Origin of the sequence: Pseudomonas sp. NPDC090233, from assembly GCF_044772285.1 — a bacterium.
Taxonomy (GTDB): Bacteria; Pseudomonadota; Gammaproteobacteria; order Pseudomonadales; family Pseudomonadaceae; genus Aquipseudomonas.
The window spans coordinates 103,773-116,557 of the sequence record NZ_JBIVYQ010000010.1 but is presented as its reverse complement, the minus strand read 5'-3'; the positions used below and the strand labels follow the sequence as shown (position 1 = coordinate 116,557).

The window sequence follows — 12,785 nt, the reverse complement described above, 5'->3', positions numbered from 1 at the left end:
CGCCAAAAAAACCGCCAACAAAAACAATAAGTCCGGGAATCACAACATGAAGCGCATCACATCGAGCTTGCTGCTGGGCAGCAGCCTGCTGGCCACCCTCCCCGCACATGCAGGCGAATGGCTGCTGTGGCATGGCGAAAGCCTGACGTACCTGTACGGCAAGGACTTCAAGGTCAACCCTGATATCCAGCAGACCATCACCTTCGAGCACGCCAACAAATGGAAGTACGGCGACACCTTCATGTTCGTCGACAAGATCTTCTACAACGGCAAGCCCGACCCCAGCAAAGGCGTGACCACCTACTACGGTGAGTTCAGCCCGCGCCTGTCGTTCGGCAAGATCTTCGACCAGAAGCTCGCCTTCGGCCCGATCAAGGATGTGCTGCTGGCCATGACCTACGAGCGTGGCGAAGGTGACAACGAGGCCTACCTGATCGGCCCCGGTTTCGACCTGGACATTCCCGGCTTCAACTACTTCACCCTGAACTTCTATGTGCGCAACACCGAGGGCAGCCGCCCCGGTGACAACGTCTGGCAGATCACCCCCGGCTGGTCCTACACCATCCCCCTGGGCAGATCCGACATTCTGATCGACGGTTACATGGACTGGGTCACCGACAACGACCAGACCCGCCGTGGCACCTACCACGCCAACCTGCACTTCAACCCACAGGTCAAATACGACCTGGGCAAGGCCCTGAACCTGGGCGCCAAGCAGCTGTACGTGGGCTTCGAGTACAGCTACTGGAAGGACAAATACGGCATCGACAGCCGCGGCAACCTGGAAACCAACCAGAGCGTTGCCAGCGCGCTGATCAAGGTGCATTTCTGATAACCTGACCAAACGCCCAAGTTTGATACACCGTGCTCCAGGACGGAGCACTTGAGGCCAGGCGCGCAAGCCAGTAATCTGCGCGCCCCCTCGATCAGGGCAGGACGGATCCTGCCTGCGTTTACTGACCGCTCAGTCAATGAATTCGGGCGGTTGGCCAACGTGTTGCCAGCCAGAAACACCCATTTTCATCCGTTCAGAACGAGTCGAGCAGGAAGGTTGTAGCTAACCCGGAAAAGTTGGCGCAGCTCTTGCCAAACAGCTGTGGCCTATCGAAAAAAGCTGACTCAAAAGACAAAAACAGCGCCAACACCGAGCGCTGACAACAGATCAATCAAGGGAGCGACACTTGCAATGCGTACCATCAATAGCCTGATTCTCGCGGGCGGCCTGCTGGCCTGCGGCGCCACCCAAGCCGACGACCTGCTGCAGTGGCAGAACAACAGCCTGACCTACCTGTGGGGCAAGAACTTCAAGGTCAACCCGGCGATCCAGCAGACCGTGACCTTCGAGCACGCCGATGGCTGGAAGTACGGCGACAACTTCATCTTCGTCGACAAGATTTTCTACAACGGCAAGAAGGACGCGGGTAACGGCGACAACACCTACTACGGTGAAATCAGCCCGCGTTTGTCGTTCGGCAAGATCTTCGACCAGAAGCTGGCCTTTGGCCCGGTCAAGGACGTGCTGCTGGCGATGACCTATGAATTTGGCGAGGGTGACACCGAGTCGTACCTGATCGGCCCAGGTTTCGACCTGGACATTCCGGGCTTCGATTACTTCCAGCTGAACTTCTACCAGCGCACCACCGATGGCAGCCGCGCCGGTGACAACGTCTGGCAGATCACCCCGGTGTGGTCCTACACCATTCCAGTGGGTTCGTCCGACATCCTCATCGACGGCTTCATGGACTGGGTAGTCGACAACGACGAGAACCGTCGCGGCACCTACCACGCCAACCTGCACTTCAACCCGCAGGTCAAATACGACCTGGGCAAGGCGTTGCACCTGGGCGAGAAGCAGTTGTATGTGGGCTTTGAGTACGACTACTGGAAGAACAAGTACGGGATCAAGGATTCCGATGCGTTCACCACTGACCAGAACACTGCGAGCTTCCTGGTCAAGGTTCACTTCTGATTTGCGTCAGGGGCCGCTTTGCGGCCCATCGCGGATGAATCCGCTCCTACAGGGACCGCGCCGGATTCATGGCCGGCGCGACACCTGTAGGAGCGGATTCATCCGCGAACCGGGGCAAAGCCCCGGCCATCCACATCAATGAGCCGGCCTAACTGCGCGCCAAAGCTTCCCGACAATACCCACTACCGCCAACACCACAGCCCCGGCCAACACACCTATACCGCCGTTGAGCAACGCGCTGGTGACCACCCCACCCCGCCCTTCACTGAACGCCTCGATGGCATGATGCAACGGCGCAACGCCATGCACCAGAATCCCACCACCCACCAGAAACATCGCCGCCGTCCCGATCACCGACAGGCTCTTCATCATGTACGGCGCTGCCCGCAGGATACCATTGCCTACCGCCTGCACGACCTTCGACGCCTTCTGGGTCATCCACAGCCCCAGGTCATCGAGCTTGACGATACCGCCCACCAGCCCATACACACCCACGGTCATGACAATCGCAATGCCCGACAGCACGATGATCTGCTGGGTCAGCGGCGCATCGGCCACGGTGCCCAGGGTAATGGCGATGATCTCGGCCGAGAGAATGAAGTCCGTGCGCACGGCACCTTTGATCTTGGTTTTCTCAAAAGCCACCAGGTCGACATTGGCATCCGCGACCGCCTCGCTGCGCGCAGTGTGCTCGGCGGCATCCTCTTCCTTGCTGTGGAGAAACTTGTGCGCCAGCTTCTCAAAACCTTCGAAGCACAGGTAAGCGCCACCGATCATCAGCAGCGGCGTCACCGCCCAGGGAATGAACGCGCTGATCAGCAGCGCCGCCGGCACCAGGATCGCCTTGTTGACGAACGACCCCTTGGCCACCGCCCACACCACCGGGATCTCGCGCTCGGCGCGCACGCCGGTGACCTGCTGGGCATTGAGCGCCAGGTCGTCGCCCAGCACCCCTGCGGTTTTCTTGGCCGCGACCTTGGTCATCAACGACACGTCGTCAAGCACCGTGGCGATGTCGTCGATCAATACCAGTAGACTGCTTCCTGCCATGTTTGCCTGTATCCAAATAATTCAATTTGCCGGATTCTAGCCCAAAGCCGCTGCCTTGAGCCCCCATCGGGGCCGGTGCTACCATGCCCGACCCCTCTTAGAGGTGGCCAGACACGAGGAAGATCCCTGACCATGAGCACCATTCGCGAGCGCAACAAGGAACTGATCCTGCGCGCGGCCAGCGAGGAATTCGCCGACAAGGGCTTCGCCGCCACCAAGACCAGCGATATCGCGGCCAAGGCCGGCCTGCCCAAGCCGAACGTGTATTACTACTTCAAATCCAAGGACAACCTCTACCGTGAGGTCCTGGAGAGCATCATCGCGCCGATCATGCAGGCGTCTACGCCGTTCAATGCCGACGGCGACCCCAAGGAAGTGCTGAGTTCATATATCCGCTCGAAGATCCGCATCTCGCGCGACCTGCCGCATGCCTCGAAGGTGTTCGCCAGCGAGATCATGCACGGCGCGCCGCACCTTTCGCCGAAGCAGGTCGAGCAGCTCAACGAGCAGGCGCGGCACAATATCGAGTGCATCGAGCGCTGGATCGAGCGTGGGCAGATCGCCAAGGTCGATGCACATCACTTGATGTTCAGCATCTGGGCGGCGACCCAGACCTATGCCGATTTCGATTGGCAGATTTCGGTGATCACCGGCAAGGACAAGCTGGCCGACAGTGATTATGAAGCGGCGGCCGAGACCATCATTCGGCTGGTGCTCAAGGGCTGCGAGCCTGAGGCGGCCTGAGCCTCGGCGGTGCCTGCTTCGCGGATGAATCCGCTCCTACCGGATCCGTGTAGGAGCGGATTCATCCGCGAGAGGCCAGTACAACCAATAGAGATTTAGGCAGCCACCCCCGAATCCGCCTTCAACCCCACCTCCTCGATCGCACTGATCGCACACTGCTCGTCGATATCCGACGTATCGCCGCTGATCCCGACCGCACCCAGCACCTTGCCGTCCTGATCGCGAATCAGCACGCCACCCGGCGCCGGCACCACCGGCCGCTCTCCCAAACCATTCAACGCAGCAAAAAACGCCGGCCGCTGTTGCGCATCCAGCGCCAGCAGTCGCGAGCCCTTGCCCAGGGCAATCGCGCCCCAGGCCTTGCCCGTGGCGACTTCCGGACGAATCAGGCTGGCACCGTCTTCGCGCTGCAATGCCAGCACATGCCCACCGGCATCCAGCACCACCACCGTCAACGGCGCGGCATTGATCTTGCGGCCCGCCGCCAGCGCGGCGTTCACCAGGCTGACAGCGACTTTCAGGTTCAAAGCGTTCATGGAAAGGTCCTCTTCTTGTTGTGAGAAGCCCTGAGGGCAGGTGAAAAATGGATAAGCCAATAGAACACAACTGAATCTGTTTTTGTATACAATAAATTGAAACGATCGTATGCGAGTTCGCAAACAGCCGTTTTCACGGGCGCTCGAACGAAAGCATCCTTGCCCGACGAAAACCCGTTGACCTGAACCGCCAGCCGTGAATACACTCTGGCACAAAGCAAGTTGTATACAATTACAAAATCGATGAGGCACAACCCATGAGCAAAATGAGAGCAATCGATGCAGCCGTTCTGGTCATGCGCCGTGAAGGTGTAGATACCGCGTTCGGCATTCCAGGGGCTGCCATCAACCCGTTGTACTCGGCCCTGAAGAAAGTCGGTGGCATCGATCACGTCCTCGCTCGTCACGTTGAAGGCGCCTCGCACATGGCCGAGGGTTACACCCGCGCCAACCCGGGCAACATCGGCGTGTGCATCGGCACCTCCGGCCCTGCCGGCACCGACATGGTCACCGGCCTGTACAGTGCGTCGGCCGACTCCATTCCAATTCTCTGCATCACCGGCCAGGCGCCGCGCGCCCGTCTGCACAAGGAAGACTTCCAGGCAGTCGACATCACCAGCATCGTCAAACCAGTCACCAAGTGGGCAACCACCGTGCTGGAGCCGGGCCAAGTGCCATACGCCTTCCAGAAAGCCTTCTTCGAAATGCGCAGCGGCCGCCCAGGCCCAGTGCTGATCGACCTGCCGTTCGACGTGCAGATGGCCGAAATCGAATTCGACATCGACGCCTACGAGCCGCTGACCGTCAGCAAGCCGTCCGCTACCCGCGTGCAGGCTGAAAAAGCCCTGGCCCTGCTTAACGACGCCGAGCGCCCTCTGCTGGTTGCCGGTGGCGGCATCATCAACGCCGACGCCAGCGACAAGCTGGTCGAGTTCGCCGAACTGACCGGCGTTCCGGTTGTGCCGACCCTGATGGGCTGGGGCATCATCCCGGACGACCACGCACAAATGGTCGGCATGGTCGGCCTGCAGACCTCGCACCGCTACGGCAACGCCACCCTGCTCAAATCCGACATGGTGTTCGGTATCGGCAACCGCTGGGCCAACCGCCACACCGGTTCCGTCGATGTCTACACCGAAGGCCGCAAGTTCGTGCACGTGGACATCGAACCGACTCAAATCGGCCGTGTGTTCACCCCGGACCTGGGTATCGTTTCCGATGCCGGCAAGGCGCTGGACGTGTTCCTTGAAGTGGCCCGCGAGTGGAAAACCGCTGGCAAGCTGAAGTGCCGCAAGGCCTGGCTGGAAGACTGCCAGCAGCGCAAGTCGAGCCTGCAGCGCAAGACCCACTTCGACAACGTGCCGGTCAAACCGCAGCGCGTGTACGAAGAAATGAACCAGGTATTCGGCAAGGACACCTGCTACGTCAGCACCATCGGCCTGTCGCAGATCGCTGGCGCGCAGTTCCTGCACGTGTACAAGCCACGCAACTGGATCAACTGCGGCCAGGCCGGCCCGCTGGGCTGGACCATCCCTGCCGCTCTGGGCGTGGTCAAGGCCGACCCGAAACGCAAGGTTGTCGCGCTGTCGGGTGACTACGACTTCCAGTTCATGATCGAAGAGCTGGCGGTGGGCGCGCAGTTCAACCTGCCTTACGTCCACGTACTGGTGAACAACGCCTACCTCGGCCTGATCCGCCAGGCGCAGCGTGGCTTCGAGATGGATTACTGTGTACAACTGGCGTTCGAGAACATCAACTCGACCGACGCCGCCACCTACGGTGTCGACCACGTCGCCGTGGTCGAAGGCCTGGGCTGTAAAGCCATCCGCGTGTTCGAGCCAGGCGAGATCGCCCCTGCCCTGCTCAAGGCGCAGAAGATGGCCGAAGAGTTCCGTGTGCCGGTGGTGGTCGAAGTTATCCTCGAGCGTGTGACCAACATTTCCATGGGCACCGAGATCAACGCGGTCAACGAGTTCGAAGACCTGGCCCTGGTCGGCAACGACGCGCCAACCGCCATCTCGCTGCTGGACTGATCGCCTGACGCCCCCAGGCTTGCCTGGGGGCCTTCATCGCAAGGAGACACCTCATGCCTCGCTTCGCTGCCAACCTGTCCATGCTGTTCACCGAACAGGACTTCCTGGCCCGCTTCAAGGCTGCCGCCGATGCTGGTTTCAGCGGCGTCGAATACCTCTTCCCGTACGATTTCAGCGCCGCTGAAATCAAGCAGCAGCTCGATGCCCACGGCCTGACCCAGGTGCTGTTCAACCTGCCGGCCGGCGACTGGGCCAAGGGTGAACGCGGTATCGCCTGCCACCCCGACCGCGTCGAAGAATTCCGCGCCGGTGTCGACAAGGCCATCGAATACGCCAAGGTACTGGGCAACACCCAAGTCAACGCCCTGGCCGGTATTCGCCCGCAAGGCCTGCAGTGCGCCGACGTTCGCAAGACCTTCGTCGACAACCTCAAGTTCGCCGCCGACAAACTGAAGGCCGCCGGGATCCGCCTGGTCATGGAAATGATCAACACCCGCGACATCCCGGGCTTCTACCTGAACACCACCCAGCAAGCGCTGGAAATCCAGGCCGAAGTCGGCAGCGACAACCTGTTCCTGCAGTACGACATCTACCACATGCAGATCATGGAAGGTGACCTGGCTCGCACCATGGAAGCCAACCTGAAACTGATCAACCACATCCAGCTGGCCGACAACCCAGGCCGCAACGAGCCGGGTACTGGCGAGATCAACTACCGCTTCCTGTTCGAGCACCTGGACCGCATCGGCTACCAGGGTTGGGTTGGAGCCGAGTACAAGCCGCTGACCACTACCGAAGCAGGTCTGGGCTGGCTGAAAACCCATAACGCGATCTGAATCACCGCTCCCCTCGGGACCGCGAACAACTATAAAAGAGGTAATTTCTCATGGCTAAAATCGGTTTCCTCGGCACCGGCATCATGGGCAAACCCATGGCCCAGAACCTGCAAAAAGCAGGTCACAGCATCTTCGTTTCCACCCACCACGACGCCGCCCCGGCCGACCTGATCGCCGCTGGCGCAGTGGCCCTGGCCAACCCGAAAGAGGTTGCCCAGGAAGCCGAGTTCATCATCATCATGGTGCCGGACACCCCGCAGGTCGAAAGCGTCCTGTTCGGTGAAAACGGCGTCGCTGAAGGCGTAGGCCCGAACAAAGTCGTGATCGACATGAGCTCGATCTCGCCAACCGCCACCAAAGCCTTCGCCGAGAAAATCAAAGCCACTGGCGCCGCCTACCTGGACGCCCCAGTCTCCGGTGGTGAAGTCGGTGCCAAGGCCGCGACCCTGAGCATCATGGTCGGCGGTTGCCCGAAAGCCTTCGAACGCGCCCAGCCGCTGTTCGAAGCAATGGGCAAGAACATCACCCGCGTCGGCGGCAACGGCGACGGCCAGACCGCCAAAGTGGCCAACCAGATCATCGTCGCCCTGAACATCCAGGCCGTCAGTGAAGCCCTGCTGTTCGCCGCCAAGAACGGCGCCGACCCTGCCAAGGTGCGTGAAGCACTGATGGGTGGCTTCGCCTCGTCGAAGATCCTCGAAGTGCATGCCGAGCGCATGATCAAAGGCACCTTCGACCCAGGCTTCCGCATCAACCTGCACCAGAAGGACCTCAACCTGGCCCTGCAAGGCGCCAAGGAACTGGGCATCAACCTGCCCAACACCTCCAACGCCCAGCAAGTGTTCAGCACCTGCGTGGCGCTGGGCGGCGGCGACTGGGACCACTCAGCGTTGATCAAGGGCCTGGAGCACATGGCCAACTTCTCGATCCGCGGCGATAAATAAACTGATTTTCGGGGGCTGTTGCTCAGCCCCTGCACAGAGCAACACCCGCCCCTGGTTCGGCCTGCACGGAGGCAGTTCCAGGGGCGTTTTTGATTCTGCAGAACAACAATAATTGGGAGCCTGCCATGTCGGTCGATCCGCAAAAACTTCTCCGCGACCTGTTCGACACAGCCATCGCCGCCGCCCACCCGCGCCAAGTCCTCGAACCCTACCTGCCCGCCGACCGTAGTGGCCGGGTGATCGTCATCGGCGCCGGCAAGGCCGCAGCCGCCATGGCCGAAGTGGTCGAAAAAAGCTGGCAGGGCGAAGTCTCCGGGCTGGTGGTCACCCGTTACGGTCATGGCGCCAACTGCCAGAAGATCGAAGTGGTCGAAGCCGCCCACCCGGTCCCTGATGCCGCCGGCCTGGCCGTGGCCAAACGCGTGCTGGAGCTGGTCCGCAACCTCAACGAAGACGACCGCGTCATCTTCCTGCTGTCCGGCGGTGGTTCCGCCCTGCTCGCACTGCCGGCCGAAGGCCTGACCTTGGCCGACAAGCAACACATCAACAAGGCGCTGCTCAAATCCGGCGCCACCATCGGCGAGATGAACTGCGTGCGCAAGCACCTCTCGGCGATCAAGGGCGGCCGCTTGGCCAAGGCCTGCTGGCCGGCCACTGTCTATACCTACGCGATTTCCGATGTGCCTGGCGACCTCGCCACGGTCATCGCCTCCGGCCCCACCGTGGCCGACCCAAGTACCTCGGCCGACGCCCTGGCGATCCTCAAGCGCTACAACATCGAAGCGCCGAAAGCGGTCATCGACTGGCTCAACAACCCGGCTTCGGAAACCGTCAAGGCCGACGATCCAGCCTTGGCGCGCAGCCACTTCCAGCTGATCGCCAAGCCCCAGCAGTCGCTTGAAGCCGCCGCGGTGAAAGCCCGCCAGGCCGGCTTCAGCCCGCTGATTTTGGGTGACCTGGAAGGTGAGTCGCGCGAAGTGGCCAAGGTGCATGCCGGCATCGCTCGGCAGATCGTCCTGCACGGCCAGCCACTCAAGGCCCCTTGCGTGATCCTCTCCGGCGGCGAAACCACGGTCACCGTGCGCGGCAATGGCCGTGGCGGACGCAACGCCGAGTTCCTGCTCAGCCTTACCGAGAACCTCAAGGGCCTGCCGGGTGTGTTTGCCCTGGCCGGTGACACCGACGGCATCGACGGTTCGGAAGAGAATGCCGGCGCCTTCATGACGCCCGACAGCTACGCCCGCGCCGAGGCCCTGGGCCTGTCGGCCAGCGATGAGCTGGACAACAACAACGGCTACGGCTACTTCGCCGCGCTCGATGCGCTGATCGTCACCGAACCGACCCGCACCAACGTCAACGACTTCCGCGCCATCCTGATCCTCGAGACTGCACAACCATGACGCCTGATAAAAAAGTCAAAATCCTCGCCACCCTCGGCCCTGCGATCAACGGCATCGACGACATCCGCCAGCTGGTCGAAGCCGGGGTGAACATCTTCCGCCTCAACTTCAGCCACGGCGAACACGCCGACCACGCCCTGCGCTATCAGTGGATCCGCGAAGTCGAGCAGCAGCTGAACTACCCGCTGGGCATCCTCATGGACCTGCAGGGGCCGAAACTGCGCGTCGGCCGCTTCGCCGAAGGCAAGGTCCAGCTGCAACGCGGCCAGGCCCTGCGCCTGGACCTGGACAAGACCCCCGGCGACAGCCGCCGGGTCAACCTGCCGCACCCGGAGATCATCGCCGCGCTGGAACCCGGCATGGACCTGCTGCTCGATGACGGCAAGCTGCGCCTGCGGGTCACCGCCAAGCACAGCGACGCCATCGACACGGAAGTGCTGAACGGTGGCGAGCTGTCTGACCGCAAAGGCGTCAACGTGCCACAAGCGGTGCTCGACCTCTCCCCGCTCACCGAGAAAGACCGCCGCGACCTGGCCTTCGGCCTGGAGCTGGGCGTGGACTGGGTAGCCCTGTCGTTCGTGCAGCGCCCCGAAGACATCGTCGAAGCGCGCCAGCTGATCGGTGACCGCGCCTACCTGATGGCCAAGATCGAGAAGCCTTCGGCGGTCGAGCAACTGCAAGCCATCGCTGAACTGGCGGATGCGATCATGGTGGCCCGTGGCGACCTGGGTGTGGAAGTACCGGCCGAGAGCGTGCCGCAGATCCAGAAACGCATCATCGGCACCTGCCGCCAGCTCGGCAAGCCGGTGGTGGTGGCCACGCAGATGCTCGAATCCATGCGCTTCTCGCCGGCACCGACCCGCGCCGAAGTCACCGACGTGGCCAACGCCGTGGCCGAAGGTGCAGATGCGGTGATGCTATCGGCTGAAACCGCCTCGGGCGACTACCCGCTGGAAGCCGTGCAGATGATGAGCAAGATCATCCGCCAGGTGGAAAACGGCCCAGACTACCAGGCCCAACTCGACGTTGGCCGGCCAAAAGCCGAGGCCACCGTGTCGGACGCCATCAGCTGCGCGATCCGCCGTATCAGCGGCATCCTGCCGGTGGCGGTGCTGGTCAACTACAGCGAGTCGGGTGCCTCGACCCTTCGCGCCGCCCGCGAGCGACCACGCGCGCCGATCCTCAACCTGACGCCGAACCTGGTCACCGCCCGCCGCCTGAGCGTGACCTGGGGCGTGCACTCGGTGGTCAACGACCGCCTGCGCCAGGTCGACGAGATCTGCTCGACGGCGCTGGAGATTGCCCAGGCACAAGGCATGGCCAGCCGCGGCGACACGCTGTTGATCACTGCCGGTGTGCCTTTCGGCAAGCCGGGTTCGACTAATACGCTGCGGATCGAGACCTTGGTCTGAGATCAACGGGGGCACTCTGTGCCCCCTTCCAAACACCTGCGGAAAACCGAGGCCCAAAGAGGCCCACCGCTCTTCCATCAACCTTACCGACTGCCCATGTACACCAAAAATTTCGTCAACCCGTGCCCCGACTGGGCCACGGCGCTGCTCAACGGCTTCAGCCAGGTGCTGCTGCTGCGCAACCCCTTGTGCGGCCTGTGCTGCCTGCTGGCCATCCTGCTGACCGCCCCCAGCCTGGTCGGCGGCGCCCTGCTCGGCGCACTGGCGGGCCTGCTCACGGCCCAACGCCGCAACTACGACCGCACCGACCGCCAGGCAGGCCTGTACTGCTACAACGGCGTACTGATCGGCATCCTGATCAGCGCGGTGCTGCCCTGGTCGGCGATCATGCCGCCGCTGATCATCGCCGCTGGTGGCCTGTCCAGCATCATTACCCACCAGTGGCGCAAGCGCGGCGGCAAGCTGCTGATCGCCTATACCGCACCCTTCGTGCTGCTGGGGTGGGCCACGCTGCTCGTGGCCGAACCCGGCGCATCGGTAGTTGCGGACGCCGACCCGCTTTACGCCCTCGCGCGCGGCGTCGGGCAAATCTTTCTGCTCGACCATCCTCTGGCCGGGCTGCTGATCATCATCGGCATGTTCATCGCCAACCCTTTCGCCGCGATGTGGGCGGTGCTTGGTTCAGCCATCGGCGGTGGCGTGGCACTGCTGACCGACCAGGCGCCAGCGGCCTGGATGGGGCTGTACGGCTTCAATGCCGCCCTCGCGGCGCTGGCCTTCAGCCGCCAGGGCGAGCGGCCTTGGGTGACCTTGCTGGCCATCGCCCTGGCGCTGCTGCTGCAGCCGCTGTTCAAGCTGATGCCGATTGCCGGGCTTACCGCGCCGTTCGTGGTGGCCTGCTGGTTGATGCACCTTGGCAAGCACCTGGTATCGCTGAACCAAGGCGGCAATACCCGCCGCTTGCACAGCTGAAAGACAGCCCCTAGGCTCTGCCCATTGCACAACGGACCGAGCCCATGAACAACCCTGCGAGCCTGCGCGAGCGGCTCTACGTCATCGTCTTCCAGACCGACACCGAGGCTGGAAGACGTTTCGACAAGATCCTCCTGCTGATCATCCTGGCCAGCCTGGTCACGGTGATCCTCGACAGCATCAATGAAATCCATCAGAACTACGCCGGCCTGCTGGCGGGTATCGAGTGGGGCTTCACGGCGATTTTCCTGGCCGAGTACATCACCCGGCTTTATTGCTCGCCCAAACCCTTGCGCTATGCGTTCAGCTTCTACGGCCTGGTCGACCTGCTGGCAATCGTGCCGGGGATCATTGCCCTGTACTACAGCGACGCCCAGTACCTGTTGATCATCCGGGTGGTGCGGATGCTGCGGATCTTCCGTGTGCTCAAGCTCAGCCCCTACCTCAAGCAGGCCCACTACCTGCTGGAGGCCCTGCGCGGCAGCAAGCAGAAGATCATCGTGTTCCTGGTCAGCGTTTCGACCCTGGTCACCGTGTTCGGCACCCTGATGTACGTGATCGAAGGCCCCGAGCATGGCTTTACCAGCATCCCCAAAGGCATCTACTGGGCTATCGTCACCCTGACCACCGTAGGCTTTGGCGACATCGTGCCGAAGACGCCGCTGGGCCAGGTACTGTCGTCGCTGGTGATGATCACCGGTTACTCGATCATTGCCGTGCCCACCGGGATTTTCACGGCGGAGCTGGCCAATGCCATGCGCGGCGAACAGCTGCAGCATGACTGCCCGACGTGCCGCAAAAAGACCCACGAACACGGCGCGGCATTCTGTTCGCGGTGTGGCAACGTACTGTTCCCGAAAACCGAATAAGCAAAGAGCCATTTGGTCTT

Annotated in this window: 12 protein-coding genes; 10 read left to right on the top strand and 2 right to left on the bottom strand. The window is 62.1% G+C overall.

All coding sequences use genetic code 11. The annotated features are described in order from the left end of the window. Positions 1–46: 46 nt before the first annotated feature. On the top strand, positions 47–832 hold the full coding sequence (locus tag ACIQUF_RS24485; protein ID WP_403136244.1) for an outer membrane protein OmpK: 786 nt from the start codon (positions 47–49) through the stop codon (positions 830–832). Between the two features lie 354 nt (positions 833–1,186). Then, positions 1,187–1,969, top strand: coding sequence for an outer membrane protein OmpK (locus ACIQUF_RS24480; protein ID WP_403136242.1), 783 nt, complete (start codon positions 1,187–1,189; stop codon positions 1,967–1,969). 135 nt (positions 1,970–2,104) lie between these two features. Here ACIQUF_RS24480 and ACIQUF_RS24475 read toward each other — a convergent pair whose 3' ends face one another. Further along, complete coding sequence (locus tag ACIQUF_RS24475) at positions 2,105–3,019, bottom strand: DUF808 domain-containing protein (RefSeq protein WP_403136240.1); 915 nt, start codon at positions 3,017–3,019, stop codon at positions 2,105–2,107. Between the two features lie 132 nt (positions 3,020–3,151). On the opposite strand from ACIQUF_RS24475, the gene ACIQUF_RS24470 reads away from it, so the two are divergent. After that, on the top strand, positions 3,152–3,763 hold the full coding sequence (locus tag ACIQUF_RS24470; protein ID WP_400803662.1) for a TetR/AcrR family transcriptional regulator: 612 nt from the start codon (positions 3,152–3,154) through the stop codon (positions 3,761–3,763). A gap of 95 nt (positions 3,764–3,858) precedes the next feature. On the opposite strand, the gene ACIQUF_RS24465 is transcribed toward ACIQUF_RS24470, so the two are convergent. Beyond that, complete coding sequence (locus ACIQUF_RS24465) at positions 3,859–4,299, bottom strand: heme-binding protein (RefSeq protein ID WP_403136238.1); 441 nt, start codon at positions 4,297–4,299, stop codon at positions 3,859–3,861. A 257-nt stretch (positions 4,300–4,556) separates the two neighbouring features. On the opposite strand from ACIQUF_RS24465, the gene gcl reads away from it, so the two are divergent. The 7 genes from gcl to ACIQUF_RS24430 all read left to right on the top strand — a co-directional run bounded on the left by gcl (position 4,557) and on the right by ACIQUF_RS24430 (position 12,765). Next, a complete protein-coding gene (gcl, locus tag ACIQUF_RS24460) occupies positions 4,557–6,332 on the top strand; it encodes a glyoxylate carboligase (protein ID WP_403136236.1) in 1,776 nt (591 codons plus the stop codon). Positions 6,333–6,385: 53 nt separating this feature from the next. Further along, positions 6,386–7,168: a hydroxypyruvate isomerase gene (hyi, locus tag ACIQUF_RS24455; protein WP_403136234.1), complete on the top strand. Its 783-nt coding sequence runs from the start codon at positions 6,386–6,388 to the stop codon at positions 7,166–7,168. Positions 7,169–7,218: 50 nt separating this feature from the next. After that, complete coding sequence (locus tag ACIQUF_RS24450; RefSeq protein ID WP_400803670.1) at positions 7,219–8,112, top strand: 2-hydroxy-3-oxopropionate reductase; 894 nt, start codon at positions 7,219–7,221, stop codon at positions 8,110–8,112. A 125-nt stretch (positions 8,113–8,237) separates the two neighbouring features. Further along, positions 8,238–9,512, top strand: a complete 1,275-nt coding sequence (locus ACIQUF_RS24445) for a glycerate kinase (protein ID WP_403136232.1) — start codon at positions 8,238–8,240, stop codon at positions 9,510–9,512. Further along, positions 9,509–10,924 carry a pyruvate kinase gene (gene pyk / locus ACIQUF_RS24440; protein WP_403136230.1) on the top strand — a complete coding sequence of 472 codons (1,416 nt, stop codon included), beginning with the start codon at positions 9,509–9,511 and terminating at the stop codon, positions 10,922–10,924. The genes ACIQUF_RS24445 and pyk overlap by 4 nt, the downstream gene beginning before the upstream one ends. Before the next feature lie 96 nt (positions 10,925–11,020). Then, complete coding sequence (locus ACIQUF_RS24435; protein WP_403136228.1) at positions 11,021–11,896, top strand: urea transporter; 876 nt, start codon at positions 11,021–11,023, stop codon at positions 11,894–11,896. Positions 11,897–11,940: 44 nt separating this feature from the next. After that, positions 11,941–12,765 carry an ion transporter gene (locus ACIQUF_RS24430; protein WP_400803679.1) on the top strand — a complete coding sequence of 275 codons (825 nt, stop codon included), beginning with the start codon at positions 11,941–11,943 and terminating at the stop codon, positions 12,763–12,765. Positions 12,766–12,785 lie beyond the last annotated feature (20 nt).